The organism is Roseomonas sp. F4 (assembly GCF_053891155.1).
Genome location: NZ_JBSSHK010000001.1, coordinates 190,058 through 211,924, shown reverse-complemented (window position 1 = coordinate 211,924; position 21,867 = coordinate 190,058). Strand labels below are relative to the sequence as shown.

At 70.3% G+C, this 21,867-nt stretch carries 22 protein-coding genes; 6 read left to right on the top strand and 16 right to left on the bottom strand.

The genetic code is table 11. The annotated features are described in order from the left end of the window. Positions 1-21 precede the first annotated feature (21 nt). From ACVFYP_RS01020 to ACVFYP_RS01010, 3 genes are read right to left on the bottom strand one after another with little or no spacing between them, the layout of a single operon-like run. A complete protein-coding gene (locus ACVFYP_RS01020; protein ID WP_499199523.1) occupies positions 22-1,242 on the bottom strand; it encodes a glycosyltransferase in 1,221 nt (406 codons plus the stop codon). After that, the gene (locus ACVFYP_RS01015; protein ID WP_499198255.1) at positions 1,242-2,444 is read right to left on the bottom strand and encodes an HAD-IIIA family hydrolase; all 1,203 of its coding nucleotides are present in this window, start codon (positions 2,442-2,444) and stop codon (positions 1,242-1,244) included. The genes ACVFYP_RS01020 and ACVFYP_RS01015 overlap by 1 nt, the downstream gene beginning before the upstream one ends. Beyond that, the gene (locus tag ACVFYP_RS01010; protein ID WP_499198254.1) at positions 2,437-3,009 is read right to left on the bottom strand and encodes a D-sedoheptulose-7-phosphate isomerase; all 573 of its coding nucleotides are present in this window, start codon (positions 3,007-3,009) and stop codon (positions 2,437-2,439) included. Before ACVFYP_RS01010 ends, ACVFYP_RS01015 begins: the two co-directional genes overlap by 8 nt. Positions 3,010-3,135: 126 nt before the next feature. Here ACVFYP_RS01010 and ACVFYP_RS01005 point away from each other — a divergent pair, with 126 nt between their 5' ends. Together ACVFYP_RS01005 and ACVFYP_RS01000 are read left to right on the top strand one after the other, a co-directional pair. Continuing rightward, on the top strand, positions 3,136-3,363 hold the full coding sequence (locus ACVFYP_RS01005) for a hypothetical protein (protein ID WP_499198253.1): 228 nt from the start codon (positions 3,136-3,138) through the stop codon (positions 3,361-3,363). 17 nt (positions 3,364-3,380) lie between these two features. Further along, complete coding sequence (locus tag ACVFYP_RS01000) at positions 3,381-4,583, top strand: FkbM family methyltransferase (RefSeq protein ID WP_499198252.1); 1,203 nt, start codon at positions 3,381-3,383, stop codon at positions 4,581-4,583. On the opposite strand, the gene prmC is transcribed toward ACVFYP_RS01000, so the two are convergent. From prmC to ACVFYP_RS00955, 9 genes are all read right to left on the bottom strand, one after another. Continuing rightward, positions 4,542-5,468 (bottom strand): peptide chain release factor N(5)-glutamine methyltransferase, encoded by a 927-nt coding sequence (gene prmC, locus ACVFYP_RS00995; RefSeq protein ID WP_499198251.1) that lies wholly within the window; start codon positions 5,466-5,468, stop codon positions 4,542-4,544. The two genes, ACVFYP_RS01000 and prmC, sit on opposite strands and share 42 nt — an antisense overlap. Continuing rightward, positions 5,465-6,520: a peptide chain release factor 1 gene (gene prfA, locus ACVFYP_RS00990; protein ID WP_499198250.1), complete on the bottom strand. Its 1,056-nt coding sequence runs from the start codon at positions 6,518-6,520 to the stop codon at positions 5,465-5,467. The genes prmC and prfA overlap by 4 nt, the downstream gene beginning before the upstream one ends. Beyond that, a complete protein-coding gene (gene hisS / locus ACVFYP_RS00985) occupies positions 6,517-7,764 on the bottom strand; it encodes a histidine--tRNA ligase (protein WP_499198249.1) in 1,248 nt (415 codons plus the stop codon). The genes prfA and hisS overlap by 4 nt, the downstream gene beginning before the upstream one ends. Positions 7,765-7,908: 144 nt before the next feature. Further along, positions 7,909-8,103, bottom strand: a complete 195-nt coding sequence (locus ACVFYP_RS00980; RefSeq protein WP_499198248.1) for a HepT-like ribonuclease domain-containing protein — start codon at positions 8,101-8,103, stop codon at positions 7,909-7,911. A gap of 170 nt (positions 8,104-8,273) precedes the next feature. Further along, the gene (locus tag ACVFYP_RS00975; protein WP_499198247.1) at positions 8,274-8,417 is read right to left on the bottom strand and encodes a nucleotidyltransferase family protein; all 144 of its coding nucleotides are present in this window, start codon (positions 8,415-8,417) and stop codon (positions 8,274-8,276) included. 4 nt (positions 8,418-8,421) lie between these two features. After that, entirely contained in the window at positions 8,422-9,567 is a 1,146-nt protein-coding gene (gene ispG / locus ACVFYP_RS00970; RefSeq protein ID WP_499198246.1) for a flavodoxin-dependent (E)-4-hydroxy-3-methylbut-2-enyl-diphosphate synthase, read from the bottom strand. Between the two features lie 98 nt (positions 9,568-9,665). Beyond that, positions 9,666-10,742, bottom strand: a complete 1,077-nt coding sequence (locus ACVFYP_RS00965) for a helix-turn-helix domain-containing protein (RefSeq protein WP_499198245.1) — start codon at positions 10,740-10,742, stop codon at positions 9,666-9,668. Between the two features lie 129 nt (positions 10,743-10,871). After that, positions 10,872-11,855 carry an NAD(P)H-dependent flavin oxidoreductase gene (locus tag ACVFYP_RS00960; protein WP_499199522.1) on the bottom strand — a complete coding sequence of 328 codons (984 nt, stop codon included), beginning with the start codon at positions 11,853-11,855 and terminating at the stop codon, positions 10,872-10,874. A gap of 97 nt (positions 11,856-11,952) precedes the next feature. Continuing rightward, the gene (locus tag ACVFYP_RS00955) at positions 11,953-13,194 is read right to left on the bottom strand and encodes an aspartate kinase (RefSeq protein ID WP_499198244.1); all 1,242 of its coding nucleotides are present in this window, start codon (positions 13,192-13,194) and stop codon (positions 11,953-11,955) included. A gap of 122 nt (positions 13,195-13,316) precedes the next feature. Between ACVFYP_RS00955 and ubiG the strand changes: the two genes are divergently transcribed. Continuing rightward, complete coding sequence (gene ubiG, locus ACVFYP_RS00950) at positions 13,317-14,039, top strand: bifunctional 2-polyprenyl-6-hydroxyphenol methylase/3-demethylubiquinol 3-O-methyltransferase UbiG (RefSeq protein ID WP_499198243.1); 723 nt, start codon at positions 13,317-13,319, stop codon at positions 14,037-14,039. Between the two features lie 21 nt (positions 14,040-14,060). Here ubiG and ACVFYP_RS00945 read toward each other — a convergent pair whose 3' ends face one another. The 3 genes from ACVFYP_RS00945 to ppsR are packed head-to-tail and all read right to left on the bottom strand — an operon-like array spanning position 14,061 to position 18,200. Next, a complete protein-coding gene (locus ACVFYP_RS00945) occupies positions 14,061-14,639 on the bottom strand; it encodes a biliverdin-producing heme oxygenase (protein ID WP_499198242.1) in 579 nt (192 codons plus the stop codon). A 4-nt stretch (positions 14,640-14,643) separates the two neighbouring features. Next, a complete protein-coding gene (locus ACVFYP_RS00940; RefSeq protein WP_499198241.1) occupies positions 14,644-16,848 on the bottom strand; it encodes a GAF domain-containing protein in 2,205 nt (734 codons plus the stop codon). After that, entirely contained in the window at positions 16,845-18,200 is a 1,356-nt protein-coding gene (gene ppsR, locus ACVFYP_RS00935) for a transcriptional regulator PpsR (RefSeq protein WP_499198240.1), read from the bottom strand. Before ppsR ends, ACVFYP_RS00940 begins: the two co-directional genes overlap by 4 nt. A gap of 230 nt (positions 18,201-18,430) precedes the next feature. On the opposite strand from ppsR, the gene ACVFYP_RS00930 reads away from it, so the two are divergent. Both ACVFYP_RS00930 and ACVFYP_RS00925 read left to right on the top strand, forming a co-directional pair. Continuing rightward, entirely contained in the window at positions 18,431-19,909 is a 1,479-nt protein-coding gene (locus tag ACVFYP_RS00930; RefSeq protein ID WP_499198239.1) for a phytoene desaturase family protein, read from the top strand. After that, positions 19,906-20,844: a carotenoid 1,2-hydratase family protein gene (locus ACVFYP_RS00925; RefSeq protein WP_499198238.1), complete on the top strand. Its 939-nt coding sequence runs from the start codon at positions 19,906-19,908 to the stop codon at positions 20,842-20,844. Before ACVFYP_RS00930 ends, ACVFYP_RS00925 begins: the two co-directional genes overlap by 4 nt. A gap of 74 nt (positions 20,845-20,918) precedes the next feature. Here the strand turns inward: ACVFYP_RS00925 and ACVFYP_RS00920 are convergent, their stop codons facing one another. After that, positions 20,919-21,233 (bottom strand): hypothetical protein, encoded by a 315-nt coding sequence (locus ACVFYP_RS00920; RefSeq protein WP_499198237.1) that lies wholly within the window; start codon positions 21,231-21,233, stop codon positions 20,919-20,921. A 144-nt stretch (positions 21,234-21,377) separates the two neighbouring features. Between ACVFYP_RS00920 and ACVFYP_RS00915 the strand changes: the two genes are divergently transcribed. Next, positions 21,378-21,758 carry a c-type cytochrome gene (locus ACVFYP_RS00915; protein ID WP_499198236.1) on the top strand — a complete coding sequence of 127 codons (381 nt, stop codon included), beginning with the start codon at positions 21,378-21,380 and terminating at the stop codon, positions 21,756-21,758. Positions 21,759-21,867 lie beyond the last annotated feature (109 nt).

The window sequence follows — 21,867 nt, the reverse complement described above, 5'->3', positions numbered from 1 at the left end:
GGAGCAACCTGGAGTGGCAGGTCAGCATTCGGTGAGAAGCGTCTGTAGCAACGTTCCCGGATTGTGATGCGCACGCCAGGCCGGGGCGCCCCGCCGGGCGGCTTCGGTCAGGCTGGGCAGCCGGTCCAGCGCCTCCGCCAGGCGGGGGCCTACAGCCGCACCGGGGGGGATGGCAACGGCCCGCTCCGCTCCCGCGGCCTCCGCCATCCAGCAGCCATCCGGCACCACCGCGGGCAGACCCAGCGCCAGCGCCTCGGCCAGGATGCCGCTGCTGCGGGCGCCATAGACGGCGCCGTCATAGGGCAGCAGCAGAAGGTCGGCGGCGGCCATCAATGCGGCGTAATCCGCGGGCTCCAACGCCCGTTCCACCAGGGTAACGTCGCCGCGGGCGCGCAGCGACCGTTGCGCTTGCTGCACCAGGGGATCCGCCTCCGCCCCTACTGGCCCGGACTGCACGGTGAAGCGCGCCCGGCCGGCCACGGCGGCGATCGCCTCCGGCAATCGTGAAAACCCCTTCTCGGCGCGGGCGCCGCCGGAAAACACCACATGCGGCAATCCGCCCGCCGGGCGCGCGTCCGGCATCGGCGGCACCTCCACGGGCAGCGGCACCGGGCGCACCGCCAGTCCGGACAGGTCGGCGAATTGGCGGGCCAGGGGTTCGGTATCGGCGAACAGCCGCAGATCAGCGCCGAAACGGGCCTGCAGCCGGGCGAACAAGGCGCGCAGCGGCTCCGGCGCCGGGTCATCCGCCTCCATCTCCGCCGGCATGCGGCGCAGCACCACCAGCAGCGTCACGGCGGGCAGGCCGGGCGTGGTGGCCACGGAATGCAGATTGGCGCCGGAGACGCTGTGCAGCAGCAGCCGGTCGCCGGGCCCGGCGCCGATCCGGCTCAGCTCCGCCGCCAGCTCCTGCCCCAGCGCATCCGCCGCGCGTCCCTGGCGCAGCCGCCGACGCAGCGCCCGCAGCGGCGGCGCGACCAGCCCGGCCAGCGGCGCCGGCAGATGCGAGGCGAGCCCGAAGGCCAGCCGCCGCCCCATCCCGCCGCCGCCCGCACTTTGATAGCGCGCGCCGAACACGGCGCGGACCGGAATGCGCCCCGCCTCTATCGTGCCTGTAAAACCCTGCCCGGCCAGCACCAGCGGCGCCAGCCCGGCCGCCAAGGCCGCCCCCGCCACCGCCGCGCTGTAGGACAGGTGATGCCCCGCCGGCCCGTTGAGACCGGGATCGGCAATCACGAACATCACGCGGGCAGCAGCCGGGCCAGGAAAGCGTCCAGGTCGCCGCCGGTGAAAAGATGCCCCGGCAGGCCACAGGCCGCGGCCGCATCCAGGTCGGACTGCTTGTCGCCGATCAGGAAGGAGCCTTCCGCCACCACCGGCCAGCCGGCGAGCAGATCCTGCACCATGCCCGGATTGGGCTTCCGGCGGCGGCAATCCAGCCGGTATTGCGGCAGCGGGGCCTCCGGATGGTTCGGGCTGTATTCGAAGGCATCGACATGCGCGCCGGCCGCGGCCAGCACGCCGGCCATCCAGCCATGCATCACATGGATCTGGCTTTCCGGAAACTTGCCCTTGGCGACACCCGCCTGATTGGTCACGACGAAGACGAACCAGCCTGCGTCATTGGCCCGCTTCACCGCCGCCGCCGCGCCGGGCATCCAGCGCACCTGGGCCGGGTCATGTGGCCAGCCTGTATCCTCGATCAGCACCCCGTCGCGGTCCAGGAACAGCGCCCGGCGATGGGCCATGGCCGGGATCACGGTCTGAGCGGCGGCTAGGTCCTCGGGGATGCCGATGTCGATGAAAGCGCCATCATAAAGCCCGCCGCGCAGCATCCCGGCCTGGGCCAGCTTCGGAAAGACGTCCGATTCCAGCGAGACGGCCCCCGGGCCGATATGGTCCAGGATCGGTTTGCGCAGCCAGTAGATGCCGCCATTGATTGGCCCGGTCCGCTCCGGGCTGCGGGCGGCAAAGCCCGAGATGCGACCCTCATCCGAGACCTCCACCGTGCCATAGCGGGCGCCCGGCGCGGTGCGGCGCAGCGCCAGGGTGGCCAGCGCGTCGCCGGCATGCAGCGGCAGGTCCAGCAGGTTCACGTCGAAACGGGTATCGCCGTTCAGCAGCAGGAATTCGTCTTCCAGCCGACCGGCGAACAGGCGCAATCCGCCGCCGGTGCCCAGCGGCTCCGGCTCCACCACCACCTCCACCCGGCTGCCGCGGACCATCTGGCCGTCATAGCGGTCGCGGATGGTGTGGCCGAGATAGCCGGCCATCAGGGTGATGCGGGGAATGCCGAATCGCGCCACCTCCTCCACCAGCCAGTCGAGGAAGGGGCGGCCCGCGACCTCCACCATCGGCTTGGGGATGGCATCGGTCAGCGCGCCGAGGCGCGTGCCGCGGCCGCCAACCAAAATGGCCGCCTGCCGCGGCAACCCATCACGCATCGGCGATCCGGGCTTCCACGGCGGCGCAGTAGCAATGGTACAGGGCCAGATGCACCTGCTGGATCGCCGGCGTGGACTTGGACGGCACCGCCAGCAGATGGTCGGACACCGCCGCCATCTTGCCACCACCCTGGCCGGTCAGGCCGATGGTCGCCATGCCGAGCTTCCGCGCGGCTTCGAAGGCCAGCACCACATTCTCCGAATTGCCGGAGGTGGACAGGCCGAGAATCACGCCGCCGGCCTCGCCATAGGCTTCCACCTGGCGGGCGAAGACGGTGGCGTAGCTGTAGTCGTTGGACCAGGCCGTCAGCACCGCGGGGTTGGAGGACAGGCAAATCGCCTTCAGCGCGCGGCGTTCCCGCAGGAAGCGCCCCACCATCTCACCCACAATGTGCTGCGCATCGGCGGCGGAGCCACCATTGCCGCAAACCAGCAGCGGCTTGCCCGCCATCAGAGCCGTGACCGTGGCCGTAACGGCCGCATCCATCGCGGCATCCAGCCCCTGGGCACGGGTACTGGCCAGCAGCGCCTCCGCCTCCGCGAGCCAGGCATCGAGCGTAATCATTTCGGATAGGAACCTTCCGGCGTGGTGTTTCCTGCCCGTGGTCCTAACCCGCTTACCCCCGCCGGTCGAGCCTGGACGCCACAGAATGACACGGCTAGAGGTGGGACAAATCAATTTGAGGTTGGAATGCGCGCCAGGATTCTCGACCTGATCCGAGGTGCCAAGGGCCTCACCGCCCTGATCCGACAGATCGCAGTACGGAACGCCCGCGGGGCTGCTCTGGACCTGCCAATGCTGGCACAGCATGGTTCCGGCTTCGAGAATCGCCGCCGCAATCCCCGGAACGGCCCGATCGACGAAAACGACCGCTCGCATCCGTCCATCGCATTCCGCCTCGTCGCCCGCCGCGCCTGACCTCACGGAACTGACCCATGCGCCGTCTGATCCTCGACACCCTGCGCCGCGCCACCGGCACCCTACAGCTCCGCCAGAGCGTGACCTTGTTGGAGGAGGAAGTCGCCCGGGCGCTGCGCCTGCCCGGCGCCGCACCCACCCCGCATGGGGCGGAGCTGGCGCGGCTGGCGCGGCATGCGGATTTTCCGCTGCAAGCCTGGTGGGAACGGTCCCTGTGGGAACCGGTGGTGCAGCTTGCGGTGCGCGACCATGTGCGGCCGGGCGACATCGCCTTCGATGTCGGCGCCAATGCGGGCGCCTTCGCCATGCAGATGTCCCGCCAGGCCGGGCCGCGCGGCACCATCTGCGCCTTCGAGGCCAGTCCCCGCATCATCGGCCGCACCCATCACAACATGGTCGCGGCGGGCTGCCACAATGTCACGCTGTACCACCGGGCCATCTGGAATCGCAGCGGCGACTTCGTGCATATCGCCGAGGGCAGCCACCTGAATGATCGCGTCGAGCAGGGCGCCGGCGGCATTCCCGTGCCCACTTTGGCGCTGGATGATTTCATCGCCGCCACCGGCCTCAGCCCCAGCTTCATCAAGATGGACATCGAGGGGGCGGAGCTGGACGCCCTGCGAGGCAGTGCGAAGCTGATCGCGGAGGGCCGGCCCATCATGGCGCTGGAACAGGCGCCGGATGACATGCGTTGCCATGAACTGCTGATCGCGGCGGGCTACCTCGCCGTCGATCTCGGCAGCTATCGCCGCATCACCAAAGGCGAGGATTTCTCCAATCCGACCGGGGTGAACAACGTGCTGTTCGTGCCGTCGGAGAAGACCGGCGACTCGCCCTACTTCGATCCGCGGCAGGAAGTGGTGGCCCGACTGCCCGCCGCCGCCTTCACCCGCGACGCGGCCGGCGGGGCGAGGCTGACGGAGGCCATGTCATTGCCGGCCGGGCGCTATCTGGTGCGCGCCGATTTCGCCGCCTCCGGGCGCAACAATGAGGTCTATGCCGGCATCGAGGCGGATGGCGAGACCGTGTTCCGCTACCACACCTTCACCGCCTTCATGGCGGAATGCTATCGCGACTGGGTCGTGCAGCTCGATCGCCCGGGCCGCATCACCCCCTTCCTGCGCTTCCTGAACGGCAGCGATGCCACGCTGGACTGGCGCGGGGCGGAAGTGCTGCGGCTACCCGCCTTCGACCATGTGGCGCCGCCGCTGATCTTCTGACGGCTGAGGGCCGGCGAGGACCAAGGCCCGCTCCACCCCGCCAAGATCCGGGCGGCAGGATAGCGGCAGCAGTCCTGCCTCCCGGGCCAGGGATTCCACAGCGGCGCGCTGACCCTGGCCGAGTTCCAGCACCGCCACGCCGCCCGGCGCCAGCAGCCCTGGCAGGGCGGCGGTGAGCATGCGGTAGGCATCGAGCCCATCCGCCCCGCCATCCAGCGCCAGCGCGGGCTCATGCCGCGCCACCTCCGGCATCAAGTCCTGGATGGTGGCGGTTTCGATATAGGGGGGGTTCGACAGCACGAGGTCGAAGCGCCCGGCCAGCGCCGTGGCCCAGTCCCCGGCCAGGAAGGCGCTGCGGTCCGCAAGGCCATTGGCAGCGGCATTTGCCGCCGCCAGTGCCGCCGCCGCAGGCGCACGGTCCACACCGATGCCGAAGGCGTTCGGGCGCTCCGACAGCACCGCGAGCAGCAGGCAGCCCGTGCCGGTGCCCAGGTCCAGCACACGCAGCGCCGCCGCCAGGTCCGGCAGGGCTTCCAGCGCCGCCTCCACCAGCGATTCGGAATCGGGGCGCGGGATCAGCGTGGCGGGCGAGACGGCGAGGTCCAGCGTCCAGAACCCCTGCCGGCCCAGGATATGCGCCATCGGCACATGGGCCAGGCGGGCCTTCAGGGCGGGGCCAAATCGGGCGACGGCCTCCGGCGGCACCATCGCGCGGGGATCACGCAAAAGCTGTTCGGAGGTGGCGCCCATGGCATGGGCGAGCAGCAGGCGGGCTTCCAGGCGCGGGCTATCGATGGCGGCCGCCCGCAGAAGCTGGCCCGCCTGACAGAGGAAGGCGCCGACCGTCTCGCCCGGCTCAGGACCCTTGGGTTCGCAGGCGCTCATTCGCCCTCGGCGGCCAGGCGGGCGGCCTCATCCTCCGCGGTCAGGGCGCCGATGATGTCCTCGAATTCGCCCAGCATCACGCGGTCGATCTTGTGCAGCGTCAGGCCGATGCGATGGTCCGTCACCCGGCCCTGGGGAAAGTTGTAGGTGCGGATGCGCTCGGACCGGTCACCGGTGCCGACCTGGCCCTTGCGGTCGGCCGCGCGGACGCCGGCGACCCGCGCACGCTCGGCCTCATAGAGCCGGGCACGCAGCACCTTCATGGCCTTGGCCTTGTTCTTGTGCTGCGACTTCTCCTCCTGCATCGCCACCACGACGCCGGAGGGGATGTGGGTGATGCGGACGGCACTGTCGGTCTTGTTCACATGCTGCCCGCCGGCGCCGGAGGCACGGTAGGTGTCGATGCGCAGATCACCCTCATTGATATGGACGTCCACCTCCTCCGCCTCCGGCAGCACGGCGACGGTGACGGTGGAGGTGTGGATGCGGCCCTGGGTTTCCGTCGCCGGCACACGCTGCACGCGATGCACGCCCGATTCGAACTTCAGCTTGGCGAAGACCCCCCGCCCCTCGATGCCCGCGGTCGCGCCCTTCACGCCGCCGAGGTCGCTGGCGTCGTAATCCAGGATCTCGAAGCGCCAGCCCTGGGTCGCGGCATAGCGCTGATAGGCGCCGAAAAGCTCCGCCGCGAACAGCGCCGCCTCGTCGCCGCCGGCGGCGGGGCGGATTTCCAGGATGGCGCTGCGGCTGTCGGCGGCGTCGCGCGGCAGCAGCATCAGGCGGATTTCGCGTTCCAGCCGCGGCAGGCTGTCGCGCAACTCGTAGTACTCGGCCTCGGCCAGCTCCCGCATTTCCGGGTCCGCCAGCATGGCCTCCGCCTCGTCCCGCGCCTTCTCGGCGGCGCGATAGGCTGAGACCTTCTCGACCAGCGGATCAAGTTCGGAAAGCTCCTTGGACAGCGCGCCGACCTGCGCGCCATCGGCGGTGTTCAGCGCGTGCCGCACCTCATCCGCCCGGCTCAGCAGCCGGTCGAGTTTTTGCGGGAGGCTCATGCGCTCAGGCGGCTGACCGCCTCGGCCAGGGGGATGGTCGCCTGGCTGCCGGCATCGAGGTCCCGCAGCTGCACCTGGCCCTGCGCCAGCTCATCCTCACCCAGGATCAGCGCAGCGCGGGCGGAGAGCTTGTTGGCCCGCTCCATCCGACGCTTCAGATTGCCCTTATAGGCGATCTCGGCCGGGATGCCGGCGCGGCGCAATTCCTGCAGCAGGCCGAGCGCCGCGACTTCCTGCGCCTCCCCCACCGGGATCACCGCGACGGGGCGCGGCGCCGGCGGCGTGGCGGCGAGCAGCATGGACAGCCGCTCCACCCCCGCCGCCCAGCCGACGCAGGGAGTCGCCGGACCGCCCATTTCCTCCACCAGCCCGTCATAGCGACCACCCGCCATCACGGTGCCCTGGGCGCCGAGGCGGTCGGTGACGAATTCGAAGGCGGTGTGGCTGTAATAGTCGAGCCCCCGCACGATCCGCGGATTTTTTCGAACCGGCACGCCAAAGGTCGCCAAGTGGCGCAGTACCGCCTCGAAGAAGGCCGAGGCCTTTTCGGTCAGGAAGGGCTCGATGGTCGGCGCGGTGGCGACGATGCGCCGGTCGCCCTCATCCTTGCTGTCCAGGATGCGCATCGGGTTTTTGGCCAGTCGCACCTGGCTGTCCTGGGACAGCCCCGACTGATGCGCGGTGAAATGCTCCACCAGCGCGGCACGATAGGCGTCGCGGCTTTCCGCGTCGCCTAGCGTGTTGATCTCCAGCACCACGCCCTCGCTGATGCCGAGGTCCTGCAGGATGTGCCAGCCGGCGGCGATCACTTCGGCATCCGCCAGCGGCTCAGCCGCGCCCAGCACCTCGGCGCCGATCTGGTGGAACTGGCGGTAACGGCCCTTCTGGGGGCGCTCGTAGCGGAACATGGGGCCGGCGTAGAAGACCTTGCGCGGCAGGTTGGACTGGGTCAGGCCGTTGGAGACCAGGGCGCGGCAGATGCCGGCGGTGTTTTCCGGCCGCAGGGTGATGGAATCACCGCCGCGATCCTCGAAGGAATACATCTCCTTGGACACGACGTCAGAGGTCTCGCCCAGGCTGCGGGCGAAGACGCCGGTGGCCTCGAAGATCGGGGTCGCCCATTCCTCATAGCCATAGAGCGCGGTGATGCGCCGCGCGGCCGAGATCACGTGGTGATGTGCGCGAAAATCCTCACCGATCAGGTCACGGGTGCCGCGGACGGGCTGGAGCGGAGGGTTTGCCATGGCATGGCGGGTAGAACGGCGCGCGGGCGTCGGCAAGAGGCTGGCGCGTCAGGCCCCTTCATCTGGCGGAACCAGGGGGCGCAGGCGGCTAACCAGGGGCGACAACTCAGCCGTCACGATCCGCCAGACCAGGTCGAGATCCACCTAGGTATAGTCATGCACGATCCGGTGGCGCATGCCCGCCATGGCCTGCCACGGGACATCCGGATGGGCCGCCTTGAAGCCAGGCGTCATCCGCCAGGCCGCCTCGTCCAGACCTTCCGCGAAGCGCAGCGCGGACTCCGCCGACTTCAGGATATCCCGCAGCAAGGCGGCATCGTCGCGCGGCGCGCGAGTCACGCGGCGAACAGCAGTTGGGCATCGCCCAGGATGCGGACACGGCGGAACGCAGTCTGGCTCTTCTCGATCGCCGGCCGGTCGATCAGGTCCACCCGGCGGCCGAACAGGGCCTCGAGGGCGTCCTTCAGATCGGCAAAATTGGCAAAGTCGAACCGCGCCTCGGGCGTGAACTACACCAGCAGGTCCACATCGCTGCTCGCGGGGTCGAAATCCTCCCCCCGCGCAGCGGAGCCAAAAACCTCCAGGCGGGTCACGCCAAAGCGCCGGCACAGCGCCGCGATCTCCGCCTGATGGGCGAGGATCGAGGGATGCATGGACCTACTCCGCCGCCTGCGCCGTCTCGGCCGCCGCCGCGGTCTCGGCGTCCTTCGCCGCCTTCATCGCCGCCGCCCGCGCTTCCACCAACTGCACGATGTGCTCCACCATCTCGTCAGTCTTCACCGTGTGGCTGGTCTTGCCCATGCCATAGACCATGTGCGTGCCCGCGCCGCCGCCGGTCAGGCCGATATCGGTCATCAGCGCCTCGCCGGGCCCATTCACCACGCAGCCAATGATGCTGAGGGAAATCGGCTGATCGATGTGGGACAGCCGGTCCTCCAGCTTCTCCACCGTGCGGATCACGTCAAAACCCTGCCGGGCGCAGGAGGGGCAGGAGATCACCTTCACCCCGCGATGGCGGATATGCAGCGATTTCAGCAGGTCCCAGCCCACCGAGACTTCTTCTTCAGGCTCCGCGCTAAGCGAAACCCGCAGCGTGTCGCCAATGCCGGCCCAGAGCAGCGATCCGAGACCGATGGAGGACTTCACCGTGCCCGCCCGCCGCCCGCCGGCCTCGGTGATGCCGATATGCAGCGGATGGTCGCAGGCCTCCGCCAGCTGCTGATAGGCCGCCACGGCCAGGAAGACGTCGGAGGCCTTCACGCTGATCTTGAAGTTGTCAAAACCTTCCTGGAGCAGATGGTCGGCGTGCCAGAGGGCGCTTTCCACCAGCGCCTCCGGGTTCGGCTCGCCGTATTTCTCCAGGAGGTGCTTCTCCAGGCTGCCCGCATTCACGCCGATGCGGATGGAACAGCCATGGTCACGGGCGGCCTGCACCACCTCCTTGACCCGTTCCTTGCTGCCGATATTGCCCGGGTTGATGCGCAGGCAGGCGGCACCGGCCTGGGCGGCCTCGATGGCGCGGCGGTAGTGGAAATGCACATCCGCGACGATCGGGACATTCACCTCCCGCACGATCTCGGCCAGGGCCGCGGTGGCCTCCGGCGTCGGGACGGAGACGCGGACGATATCGACCCCGGCCAGTTCCGACTTGCGGATCTGTGCGATGGTCGCGGCCGCATCCTCGGTCGGCGTGTTGGTCATGGTCTGGACGGTGATCGGGCTGTCGCCGCCGACCGGGACCTTGCCGACATGGATCAGCCGCGACTTGCGGCGGGTGATCTGCTGATAGGGTCGGTAGGCCATGCGGTTTCCCTGCGATCTTCCCAGCGGGCGTTCGTCCCGGGCCGGCTCAGCATAGGCTCCCCGGCCTGCCCCTCACAGGGCCTGGCCGGCGACGCATCTCAGCGCGTGCCGCCCCCGGTCGTTCCGGTTCCGGTCGCGCCGACCCCGGCTGTGCCAGTGCCGTTCCCCGTCGCCGGGGCACGGTTGCGGAGGCGGTCGGGGGCGAGGGAGATGTTGCGCCGCACGCCCACCTGTCCGTCCAACGCCTCGGAAATGGCACCGTCCACCACGATGTCCAGGCCTTGCGCCCGGCCGGTATCGAGCAGCAGCCCCTCCCGCACCGGCACCGCCCAGAATTCGCCGGGACGCAGCACGCGATTGACCAGCACCTGGCCGGAACGGCCTTCCCGCACCTGCACCCAGGCGCCGTCGGGGCCATCCGTCCGGGCGCGCAACGCCACGCGGGTGCCTTCGGGCAGACCGGGGATGACAATGGCCGGCGGTGCCACTGGGGCGGCCGCGACCGGCGCGGCGGCGGTTGGTGCGGGCTGTACCACAGGCGGCGGCACCGGCACGGTGGCGGCCTGTGCCGCGGTATTGGCGCCGGCGCCGGGGGCCCCGCCGCCCAGCGGCGGCAATGCGCCCATGGGCAGGGTGCCGACCGGCGGTGTGCCACCGGCCGACGCACGCGCGGCATCCCGCCCCGGCAATTGCGCGCGGCCCTGCTCGGCAGCCGCTTCAAGACGTTCCGGCACGGGTGGCACCGCATCGACCATGCGGTTGCCGGTGCCCGAGATATTGTACCAGGCGACATAGGCACAGATCGCCAGCACCGCGCCCACCACCACCACGGCACCGGCCGGCACGCCGCGTTCCGGCACGGGTTCAGGGAAGACCAGGTTGGTCTTGCCGTTCACCGCCGCGCCGGACATGTCGCGGAAGCGGCGCACCATCTCATCCGCATCGAGGCCGAGCGCCACCGCATAGGCCCGAACGAAACCGACCGCATAGGCCGGGCCAGGCAGGTCGCGCACACGGCCTTCTTCCAACGCTTCCAGATAGGGGCGGCGGATGCGCAGGCGCTGCGCCATCTCCTCCACGGACAGGCCGAGGGAGAGGCGCGAGTCGCGCAGCTCCTCGCCCACGCGGGCGGCTTCAGCGCCGCTGGTGTCGATGTGACGGGAGGTGCGTTTCATGTCATAGGCCACGGCTGAGACACCTAGCGCGGGGCCATTCAGCCCGCAAACCGATTCCGGTGCAGGCGGCGCAGAATCTCAGGGACGCCGCGCAGCCAACTGCCAGGACAGGGATTTATCCCGAATAATCTAGCCCCGCCGCGCAGCCAGCGCGACGGCCGCTTGTGTGACAAGTTCCTGAACGATCTCGGCCACGGGCTGTTCCCGCGTCACCAGGCCCACGCTCTGCCCGGCCATCAGAGATCCGTTCTCGACATCGCCATCGATCACCGCGCGACGCAGCGCGCCGGCCCAGAAATGCTCGATTTCCAGCTGCGCCGCGCCTTTCTCCACCTCGCCGGCCAGGAAGCGGCTGATGGTCGCGGCCTGATGCTCCAGGAAGCGCTTCGTGCCGCCATTCTGCAAGGCGCGGACAGGAATCACCGGGAACCGCTCATCCAGCTGGATGGTCGGCAGCGCATCCCGCGCCGCGCCACGGATGAAGGCCTTCTTGAAGGCCGGATGGGCAATGGATTCCGTGGCGCAGACGAAACGGGTGCCGAGCTGCGCGCCGGCCGCCCCCATTTCCAGATAGGAGAGGATCGCCTCCCCCCGCCCGATGCCGCCTGCAACAAACACGGGCACGTCGCGAATATGCGGCAGGATCTCCTGCGCCAGGACGGTCAGCGAAACCGGCCCGATATGGCCGCCGGCCTCGCTTCCCTCGATCACCAGCGCATCGGCGCCGGAGCGCACCAGCTTCTTGGCCAAGGCGAGGGCGGGGGCGAAACACATCACCTTGGCGCCGCCATCCTTGGCCGCCTTGATGGCGGAGCCGGGCGGGATGCCGCCGGCGAAGACGATGTGGCCCACCTTGTGGTCGATACAGGTCTGCACCAGCTGGTCCAGCCGCGGGTGCATGGTGATCAGGTTCACGCCGAACGGCTTGGTCGTCAGCGCCTGGGTGGCGACGATTTCCTGCGCCAGCCGGTCAGGCTCCATCGCGCCACAGGCGATCACGCCGAAGGCGCCGGCATTGGACAGGGCCGCGACCAGGTTGCGCTCGCTGACCCAGGACATGGCCCCACCCATGATGGCGTAGCGGCTGCCGAAGAAGGCAGCGCCGCGCGCCATCAGCGCATCGACGGCGGCGAACGCCTCGGGCGGCGCGGCGGCGGGGGTGTCAGCCGGCACGCCGGCGGGGGCCTGGGTCAACAGCGCATCCATCCTCTCAGCCCTCTCCGCGCCGGGCGGGCTCGGGCCCGTCCAGGCCATAGGCGGTGTGCAGGGCGCGCACCGCCAGTTCCGTGTAGTCGGCGGCCACCAGCACGCTGACCTTGATCTCGCTGGTCGAAATGACCTGGATGTTGATGCCCTTCTCCGACAGCGTCTTGAACATGGTGGCGGCGACGCCCGCATGGGTGCGCATGCCGATGCCCACGACGGAGATCTTGGCCACGTCAGGGTCGGCGATCAGCGCCTCGAAGCCGATCGCCTCCTGCTGCTTCTCCAGCAGGTCGCGGGCGCGGGGCAGGTCCGACCGGCCGAGGGTGAAGGTCATGTCCGTACTGCCATCGGCGCCGATGTTCTGCACGATCATGTCCACATTCACATTGGCCGCCGAGAGCGGGCCGAAGACGGAGGCGGCGATGCCCGGCCGGTCCGGCACGCTGCGAAGCGTCACCTTGGCCTCGTCGCGCGAATAGGCGATGCCGGAGACGATGGGCTGTTCCACGATTTCATCCTCATCCACGACAAGCGAGCCGGGCTTGTCCTCGAAGCTCGAAAGCACCTGAACCCGCACCCGCTGCTTCATCGCCAGCTCGACGGAACGGGTCTGCAACACCTTGGCCCCCACCGAGGCCAGTTCCAGCATTTCCTCATAGGAAATGCGTTCCAGCTTGCGGGCGCGGGGCACGATGCGTGGGTCGGTGGTATAGACGCCATCGACATCCGTATAGATATCGCAACGATCCGCTTTCACCGCCGCGGCGATGGCCACCGCGGACAGGTCGGACCCGCCGCGGCCCAGCGTGGTCACCCGGTTGTCCGGGCCGATGCCCTGAAAGCCGGCGACGACCGGCACCTGGCCCATCTTCATCCGCTCGATCAGCAGCGCACCCTCGATGCTGTCCACCCGGGCCTTGCCATGGGCATTGTCGGTGCGGATCGGCACCTGCCAGCCCTGCCAGGACCGGGCATCGACGCCCGCCGTCTGCAAGGCGATGGCAAGCAGGCCAATGGTCACCTGTTCGCCGGTCGCCACCACCGTGTCGTATTCCCGCGCATCATGCAGCGGTGACAGTTCCTGGCACCATTTCACCAGCTGGTTGGTCACGCCGGACATGGCGGAGACCACCACGGCCACCTCATGGCCAGCCTCGACCTCGCGCTTCACGCGCTGCGCGACATTACGGATACGGTCGAGATCGGCGACGGAGGTGCCGCCGAACTTCATCACGATGCGGGCCATGCTCGGGTCCGGGGGGTGGGTCCAGATAGCTTGGCGAGGCAACCCCTGTTGCGCCTCGCCGGGGCGCGGACAGATAACGGGGGGATCGCCGGCGGGCAACCATGACGCGGAGGGATGCAGCCATGACGAACAGCGCAGCGGCGAAAATCGGCACCACGGTGGAGGCCGAGCGCCGCAAATTCGATGCGCTGGCGGGCGAATGGTGGAATCCCGACGGCCCGATGCGCCCGCTGCACCGGATGAACCCGCTGCGCACCGGCTGGATCGCCGATCGCCTCGGCGGGCGCGACCTGACCGGCACGACCATCCTGGATGTCGGCTGCGGCGCCGGTCTGGCCTCGGAAGCCTTCGCCCGCATGGGCGCGACCGTGACCGGCCTGGATGCGGCCGGCGCGGCGCTGGAGGCCGCGCGGGACCATGCCGCCGCCGATGGCCTGTCCATCGACTACCGCCAGGGCGGGCCGGAGGATCTGCTGGCGGAGGGCCGGCGCTTCGATGCCGTGGTGGCGCTGGAGGTGATCGAGCATGTCGAGGACCGTGCCCAGTTCCTGGGCGCGCTGGCGGCGCTGGCGAAGCCGGAGGCGCCGATCTTCCTCTCGACGCTCAATCGCACCGCGCGGTCCTTCCTGATGGCCAAGCTCGGCGCCGAATATCTGCTGCGGCTGCTGCCGGTGGGCACCCATGACTGGCGGATGTTCATCACGCCCGGGGAGCTGGGCGCGGCTTTGCGCCCGACCGGCTACCGGATCACCGACCTGGCCGGGATGCGCATGTCCGCCACCGGCCAATGGTCGGAGACGAAGGATCTCGGGGTGAATTACCTGGCGATGGCGCGGCGCGGATAGTCCGGCCCCCATCCGTCCGAATCAGCCGGGCTGCGGCGCGAACCAGCTTTCGAACCGGGCAAAGGTCACCTCGGCGCCGGCGATCATCCGGGCCAGCCGCCCGGCCTCCGCCCCGCAGGCCTCGATGGCGGCGCAGCATTCGCGCCACATCACCCCGTGTCGGGCGCCATAGCCCAGCAAAAAGCTGCGCCCCACCTCCCCCGGCAGCACCCCATCCAGGGCGCGCGCCAGATGCTGCCCGCCCAGGGTGGAGCCCTCCAGCACATAGAGGCAGCCCATGGCGAAGCCGGCGCAGGATGGTTCCGGCAGCGCCGCCACCGGGGCGACCGGCGCCGCGCGCAGGGCGACGAGGTCCGCCACCAGCAGGGGGGACCGCCGGCGCTGGTCCAGCGCGATTCCGTAGGGGGTGAGCGAAGGTCCGCCGCTCAGAACCGCCTCGACCCCCAGATGGAAGCCCAGCAGCCGGCGCAGCAGCCCCACATATTCGGCGGGCCCGATGCGGCCCGCGGCCAGCCGCGCGAAGACCGGTACGCCATGCAACCGCTCATGCACCGCGCCGGTGGCCTGCCGAAGGGCCTGTCGGGCAGCGTCGCCGGGCATGGCCTCAGCCATCCTCGGCAGGGGGCGGGGCGCTGCCATGGCGGATCAGCGTTTCGAGCACGGTGGCCGTGCGGGCGACGGAGGCGCGGACCGATTCGAGCAGATCCGGCATCTGCGCCACGTCCACCCCGTCGGCGATCTCCAGCGCCGCGAGCTGCGCGTTCTCCACCACCGAGGCGAGGATCGCCTGATAGGCGAGGTCCGCCTGACGGTCGAAACGGCCGGCGGGGCGTCGGCTGCCTTCCTCGATCCCGGCCTGGAAGCGGCGGCGCGCCGCCTCCGCCGCCTTGCGCTCGGCCAGATCGTTGAAAAGGAAGACAAAGCCCAGCACGCGGTCGGGGGCGGAAAACACCGGATCGGCCCGCACCAGCACAGGGCGCCCCCCGGTCTGGCCGGCACCCTGGCCATCGGCCAGCCGCACCTCTCCGCGCCAGGACCGGCGATTCTCCAGCACGTCGCGCAACCGCCGGCCGACATCGGCGGAATCGGCGAAATAGGGCAGCAGATGGTCGATGCGGCGCGGCGCGGCGCCGCGCAGGCCCGGCAACAGCCGGTCGAAGGCCTCGTTGCGCAGGTCGATATTGCCGGCAGGGTCGCAGATCACCACCGGCTGGGCGGAAAGCCCGACTTGGCGCCGCACCTGGGCGAGCTGGTCCTCCGCAATCAGCATGCGGACGGAGCGGAATTGCAGCACCACATCGGTGACCGTGTCGCCGATCAGCCGCGCGGTGGCGAGATCCTTGGGCGACCAGGGCTCCGCCCGCCCCTCCACCACCTGGTTCCACTTGGCAAAGGACCGGCGCGGCGACAGGTCACGGGGGTCATCGCCCACCGTCACCGGCTTGGTCGGATCACCGCCCCAGGTGACGGTGGAGACCTGTTCCGGCCGGAACCAGATCAGATACTCCCCCGGCGCGGTGGAAATCGGCGCCGCCAGCACCCCGCTGGCCACCCGGGTCAGCCCGGCCAGATGCGGCGCATCGACCGACAGGGCGGCGGTCGCGATCACCGGCGCCCGCGGCCGGCTGTCCAGCCATTTGCCCAGGTCGCGCAGCCCGGCGGTGCCGGGCACCTCGCCGGCGGTCTGCGTGCTGCCCTCGAACAGCAGCGCGGCGCCGCTGGCCCCCAGCGGCAGCAGCAGGGTCTGGGCATTGTCGAACAGCGCGGTGCGCCAGTCGCCGTCGCGGGTGATCGCCTCGATCATCCGCTGTTCCAGCCGGCGCACGGCGAGCTCGGCCTGCGACTGGACGAAGGATTCCAGCGCGGCGATGCGGGTGCCCACGGCCTCCGCCAGCAATTCGGTGACGGCGCGCAGCGCGAAGGGAATGCGGCGCGGGGTCTGGTGGTGGCAGGAAATCAGCCCCCAGAGCCGCCCGCCCACCAGGATGGAGGCGACCAGCGTCGCGCCCACGCCCATGTTCTTCACATACTGGACATGCATGGGGGAGGTGCTGCGCAGGATGCACAGCGACATGTCCAGATCCTGCCCGGTCAGCGGCGACAGGCGGGGCTCCAGCGGCACGGGCGCGTAGTGGATATCCGTCACCACCCGGACGCGGCTGCGGATATACAGCCGCCGCGCGATGGCCGGGATGTCGGAGGCCGGGTAGCGATTGCCGAGATAGGGCTCCATCCCCGCTGCATGTTCCTCGGCGAGGACCTCGCCATGGCCGTCCTCGTCGAAGCGATAGACCATGACGCGGTCATAGCCGGTCAGGCCGCGGAAGATGCGGCACAGCTCCTCGCAAAGCGGGCGCAGGGCATAGCTGCCGAGAATCGCCTGCAAGGCGGGCTCCAGCCGCTGCGTCGCGTCGCCATCCTGCGCCGCGCGTTCCAGCTCCAGGATCAGGCCGCCGCCGGCGGGGCGGTGGATCTGCGCATCCAGCGCCACGCCCGCCTGGCCCGGCGGGATGCGCGCGGCCGCCGGCACCACGTCCAGCGCATCGGCCAGGAGCGGGGCGATGGCGCGGGCGATGTCAGGCGCGATGGCGCCGAGGCGCTGGCCCTGGGCCGGGGCGGGAAGGCCCAGAAAGGCGGCGGCGTTGGCGCTGGCTTGCAGCACCGTCAGCTCCGGCTCCCGCAGCAGCAGCAGGGCGCCATGCGGCTGGATCGAGGCGGCGAGATGGATCTGCTCCCGCTCGCAATTCGACAGATCGGCCGTGCCGAAGGCAGGGGAACCGGCGGATGCGCCGGGCAGGTCGATGGTCACCTCGGGCCGTCCTCGCTGACCTCGCGCGCTTCGCCGATGTCGTAGCGCTCCAGCTTGGCATAGAGGCTCTGGCGGCTCAGCCCCAGCGCATCGGCCGCCGCGGTGCGGTTGCCATTGGCCAGACGCAGCGCCTGTTCGATGCAGGCACGTTCCACCAGCGCCGCGGTATTGCGCACCATGGTGGGCAGCGGCACCCGGCCGACATCATTGGCCAGCATCCCGAGCGCGGTGCGCAGCGCGGCGGCCTCGCCGGAGGGCAGCACGCGGCGGCCGACGTCGCGGATGATGAGGCCGGTCATGCGCAGCCCGTCGCGGCTGACGGCGCAGCCGGAGATCTCCACCTCGACATCCGAGCCCAGATTGCCGGTGAGCTGGGTGGTGAACAGCCGGGCTTCCCCATGCTGGGCAATGGTGGCCAGCAGCACGGAAGCGTCCATGCCCGGCTGGGCCAGCCAGCGGTCCAGGCGTTCACCGATGATGGAGGCCTCGGTCCCGGCCTCGGCGAGGTCGAGGAATGCGCGATTGGCGCGGCGGATAGTGCCCTCCGCATCCAGCGCCACGAAGCCGTCGGGCAGATCCTCCAGCAACTCGTCGCCGCGCAGCTTCTGGGCGCGCGGCAAGGTGGCGGCCGCGGCGGTGGCGGCGGGGCTGAGCTGAATCAGGAAGACCGGCCCCGGCGTGCGCGCCATCAGCGAGGCGCGCAACAGCCAGGGCGTCGCCTCCGCGCCCAGATGCACCATGATGCCGGGCGCGCGGCCCTGTTCCCGGGCGCGCAGCAGCACGTCCCGCAGCGCGGCGCGGTCGCGCGGCGCGACCTCGTCCGAGAAATTCCAGCCCGGCGCCATGCCGAGTTCGCGGATCGCGGCCGGATTGGCCTCGACGATGCGGAGGGTGGAGGCGGCGATCACCAGCACGGCCTCGCTGGAGGCATCGAACAGCAGGCGGGACCGGGTCTCGATCTCGCGCAACTTCCAGTAATCCTGTTCGCGGGCCTGCTGCGCCGCGACCAGCCGCGATTGCAGCTCCGCCACCGCCTGCAAATTCTTGCCAACGGCGATCAGCCCGGCCTGCCCGCCGAGGCGGACGGTGGTGTATTCAATCGGCAGTTCGAGGCCGGAGGGAAAGCGCTGGGTGATCTGGAGATATGCGGAGACGCCGCTGGCGCGCGCATCCTCCACCATCCGCCGCACCTGCAGTCCCGCGATCTCCCCCACCGTCTCCATCCAGGGGCGGCCCAGCCATTCCTGCACCCGCTCCGAGGGGATGGCGTCGGACAGGCTGGCGTCACGAATCACACCTTCCCAGTCGAGGCTCAGGGTGATGTCGGGCTGGATGACGGCGACACGGGTCATGCGGGAATCCGATTGATCGGCCATCCCAGGGCGAACCTCCGCGGCGGCTGACGCATCGGCGGCGCTGGGATACGGCACGACGAGGTGTGTACCCATATGGCGACGCAGTCCACATGGATAAAGCGCCTTGCCTTCTACCTGGGGATTCGTCACCCAAACGTCAATCCAAATTGACGACAAATCTTGCGATTTCTCTGTATTTGTCCATTCAAGTTGACATCGCGGGGACCATGCCGCCCAATCCTGGCATGACATTGCGTGGCGATTCACCGGTCCTGGTGGTAGGGGCCGGGATTGGCGGACTCGCGACCGCCATCCATCTGGCCGCCGCCGGGCGCCCCGTGCTGCTGCTGGAACGCGCAGCGGCGCCGGGTGGGCGGATTCGCCGGCTGTATCCCGGCGGGCTGGCGGTGGAAGCCGGGCCCGCGGTGCTGACCCTGCTACCGGTGTTCCAGGCGCTGTTCGCCACCGGCGGGGCGCGGCTGGAGGATCATCTGACGCTCCGCCCCCTCGCCGTGCTGGGCCGCCATATCTGGCCGGATGGGCGGCAGCTCGACCTGCTGGCGGATCGGAGGGCGGCGGAAGCGGCGATCGGCGATTTCGCCGGCCCGGCCGCCGCCCGCGGCTTCCGCGCCTTCATGGCCCGCGCCACACGCTGCCACGACGCGCTGGAAGCCCCCTTCCTGATGGCGCAGCGGCCCGGGATGCTGGCGCTGGGTGCCCTGGCGGGCAAGCTCGGCACCTCCCCCTTCGGCACGCTCTGGGATGCGCTGGGGCGGGAGTTCGACGATCCTCGGCTGCGCCAGGTGTTCGGCCGGATGGCGGCCTATGTCGGCTCCTCCCCGCTGCTCGCCCCGGCCACGCTGATGCTGGTGGCACACGTGGAAATGTCCGGCCTGCACAGTGTCGAAGGCGGCATGGGCCGGCTGGCGGAGGCGTTGGCGGCGGTGGCTGTGGCGCGCGGGGTGGAAATTCGCCACGGCGCGGCGGTGGCGGAGCTGTTGGTGCAGGGCGGCCGGATCGCCGGGCTGCGCCTGGCCGATGAGACGCGGATCGCGGCACGCCAGGTGGTGCTGGCCACCGATGCGGCGAGCCTCGCCGCCGGGCATTTCGGCGCGGCGGCGGCAAAGGCGGTGCCCCGCCTGCCGGCGGCGCGGCGGTCCTTCTCCGCCTTCGGCTGGGCCATGGCCGGGCGGGTGGAGGGGCCGGACCTGCCGCGCCAGACGGTGTTTCATCCGGCCGACCCCGTGGCCGAATACGCCGCCCTCGCCCGGGGCCAGATGCCGGAGGTGCCGACCGTGACCCTCTGGGCGCAGGCGCGGCACGACCCCGCCCCCGCCCCCGAGGAGGCGGAACCGCTGATGGCCCTGGTCGCCGCCCCGGCCCGCGCCGATGCGCGGCCGGCAGACCCGGCCCCGGCGGAAGCCGCCAGCCTGGCCGCCATGGCGCGTGCCGGCGTGACACTGCGGCGCGATGCCGTGCTGGCGGTGACGCCGCGGGATTATGAGGCGGAGGCGCCTGGCACAGGTGGCGCGCTCTACGGCCAGGCGGTGCATGGCTGGCAATCCATCTTCAGCCGGCCGGCGGCGCGCACCGCCTTGCCCGGCCTGTATCTCGCGGGCGGCACCACCCATCCGGGGGCGGGGCTGGCCATGGCGGCGCTGTCCGGGCGGCTGGCGGCGGCGGCGGTGATGGGGGATCGTGGATGACGGCAGCGGGCTGGGCTTTCGATCGCAAGGCGATGCCGCGCGGCTATGGCTGGTGGTATCTGGACGCGCTGAGCGCCGATGGCCGACACGGGCTGACCATCATCGCCTTCATCGGCACCGTCTTCTCGCCCTGGTACAGCCTGGCCAAGCGCGGCGGCGCGGCGGCGGACCCGGAGGATCATTGCTGCCTGCATGTGGCGCTGTATGGCGCGCCCGGCGGCTGGGCGATGACCGATCGCCGGCGCGGCGCGCTGCGGCAAAGCGCGGATCATCTTCAGATCGGCCCAAGTTCGCTGCACTGGGATGGGCAGGCCCTGACCGTGCAATTCGAGGAGGTCACCGCCCCCCTGCCCCGCCCACTGCGCGGCACCGTGGTGCTGCGGCCGGAGGCGCTGTCCAACCGCGCCTTCCAGCTTGATTCCGATGGGCGGCACCACTGGCACCCGATCGCGGCCCGTGCCTCGGTGGAGGTGACGCTGGACAGTCCGGCGCTGCGCTGGTCCGGCGCGGCCTATTTCGACACGAACTGGGGCAGTGCCCCCTTGGAACAGGATTTTGTCGGCTGGGACTGGTGCCGGGCGCCAATGCCCGACGCCACCGCCATCCTCTACAACACCCAGCGGCGGGACGGGACGGAACAGGCCCTGGCCCTGCGGGTGGGGCGGGACGGCGCGGTGACGGATTTCGATCCGCCGCAGCCCGTGGAGCTGCCCCGGACCTTCTGGCGCATCGCCCGGCCAAGCCGGGCGGAAGGCGGGCAGGCACGGCTGGTGCGGACCCTGGTGGATGCGCCCTTCTATTCGCGCTCCGAAATCCGCACCCGGCTGCTGGGGCAGGAGGCGACGGCGATCCATGAAAGCCTGTCGCTGGACCGCTTCGCCTCCCCCGCCATGTACGCCATGCTGCCCTTCCGGGTGCCCCGGCCACTGCGATGAATGTCGCGGCCGGCATCTTCCGCCGGCCGAGCGGCCGAAGGGCCGCCGCCGCCAATGCGGCGAATGGCCGTGGTTCAGCGCCGCAGGCGCTGCGCCAGGTCGAACAGATGCGCCGCCAGGGCGGCGATCAGCGCCATCGCGACGAAGGGCCAGCCGGCCCCGGTCAGCGCCGCGCGCAGCGCCAGCACCAGGGCCACGCCCGGCAGCACCAACCCCGCCAGCGCCAGCGGGGCCAGGCCGCGCCCCGTCCGGCGGCGCCAGGCCAGCAGCAGCAGCGCCTCCGCCGCCAGCACCAGCAGGATGAGGTCGGCGACACGGCCAGAGGCGAAGAAATCCGCCATCACGTCCTGCCGTACACAACCGAAACTGACCGAGGTTTCATCGACCACCACCTTGCGCTACCACAGCCGCCTGCCACTTTGGCGATGTGGGGCGGGCCACAACACGCCGCTTGTCGGCACATGTCCAGGAACCAAAGGCCGGTCTTCACACTTTGGACCGGCACGGGCGGACTTCTAAGGAGGATGCTTCGAATGCGCTTTCTGACTTTGACCCTGACCACGGCCCTCGCTCTCGCCCCTTTCGCCGCCAAGGCGCAGGAAGGCGATGCCGCCGCCGGCCAGCGGGTGTTCAACCAGTGCCGTGCCTGCCACACGATCAATGAGGGCGGCCGCAACGGCGTCGGCCCGAACCTGCATGGCATCGTCGGCCGTGCCGCCGGTTCGGTGGAGGGCTTCCGCTATTCCGCGAATATGCAGGAATGGCGCACCGGCCAGACCTGGACCGAGGAAAATCTCCGCACCTATATCGCCAATCCCAAGGACGTCTTGCCCCGCGGCAGCATGTCCTTCGTCGGCCTGCGCAACCCGACGCAGCTCAACGACCTGATCGCCTATCTCAAGACCAACCCCTGAAAGGTCATTCGGACCGCCGCGTGACGCGGCCGGTCCGAAAGCCCTTGCGGCAAGGCGCGCCGGAAGGTGAGCCGGACGGCGTTATCGATACCGCCGTCCGGGACCGACG

Coding starts and splice junctions, on each gene's coding strand:
- ACVFYP_RS01020 (WP_499199523.1), bottom strand. CDS start 1,242: ATGTTCGTGATTGCCGATCCCGGTCTCAACGGGCCGGCGGGGCATCAC.
- ACVFYP_RS01015 (WP_499198255.1), bottom strand. CDS start 2,444: ATGCGTGATGGGTTGCCGCGGCAGGCGGCCATTTTGGTTGGCGGCCGC.
- ACVFYP_RS01010 (WP_499198254.1), bottom strand. CDS start 3,009: ATGATTACGCTCGATGCCTGGCTCGCGGAGGCGGAGGCGCTGCTGGCC.
- ACVFYP_RS01005 (WP_499198253.1), top strand. CDS start 3,136: ATGCGCGCCAGGATTCTCGACCTGATCCGAGGTGCCAAGGGCCTCACC.
- ACVFYP_RS01000 (WP_499198252.1), top strand. CDS start 3,381: ATGCGCCGTCTGATCCTCGACACCCTGCGCCGCGCCACCGGCACCCTA.
- prmC (WP_499198251.1), bottom strand. CDS start 5,468: ATGAGCGCCTGCGAACCCAAGGGTCCTGAGCCGGGCGAGACGGTCGGC.
- prfA (WP_499198250.1), bottom strand. CDS start 6,520: ATGAGCCTCCCGCAAAAACTCGACCGGCTGCTGAGCCGGGCGGATGAG.
- hisS (WP_499198249.1), bottom strand. CDS start 7,764: ATGGCAAACCCTCCGCTCCAGCCCGTCCGCGGCACCCGTGACCTGATC.
- ACVFYP_RS00975 (WP_499198247.1), bottom strand. CDS start 8,417: ATGCATCCCTCGATCCTCGCCCATCAGGCGGAGATCGCGGCGCTGTGC.
- ispG (WP_499198246.1), bottom strand. CDS start 9,567: ATGGCCTACCGACCCTATCAGCAGATCACCCGCCGCAAGTCGCGGCTG.
- ACVFYP_RS00965 (WP_499198245.1), bottom strand. CDS start 10,742: ATGAAACGCACCTCCCGTCACATCGACACCAGCGGCGCTGAAGCCGCC.
- ACVFYP_RS00960 (WP_499199522.1), bottom strand. CDS start 11,855: ATGGCGCGCGGCGCTGCCTTCTTCGGCAGCCGCTACGCCATCATGGGT.
- ACVFYP_RS00955 (WP_499198244.1), bottom strand. CDS start 13,194: ATGGCCCGCATCGTGATGAAGTTCGGCGGCACCTCCGTCGCCGATCTC.
- ubiG (WP_499198243.1), top strand. CDS start 13,317: ATGACGAACAGCGCAGCGGCGAAAATCGGCACCACGGTGGAGGCCGAG.
- ACVFYP_RS00945 (WP_499198242.1), bottom strand. CDS start 14,639: ATGCCCGGCGACGCTGCCCGACAGGCCCTTCGGCAGGCCACCGGCGCG.
- ppsR (WP_499198240.1), bottom strand. CDS start 18,200: ATGACCCGTGTCGCCGTCATCCAGCCCGACATCACCCTGAGCCTCGAC.
- ACVFYP_RS00930 (WP_499198239.1), top strand. CDS start 18,431: ATGCCGCCCAATCCTGGCATGACATTGCGTGGCGATTCACCGGTCCTG.
- ACVFYP_RS00925 (WP_499198238.1), top strand. CDS start 19,906: ATGACGGCAGCGGGCTGGGCTTTCGATCGCAAGGCGATGCCGCGCGGC.
- ACVFYP_RS00915 (WP_499198236.1), top strand. CDS start 21,378: ATGCGCTTTCTGACTTTGACCCTGACCACGGCCCTCGCTCTCGCCCCT.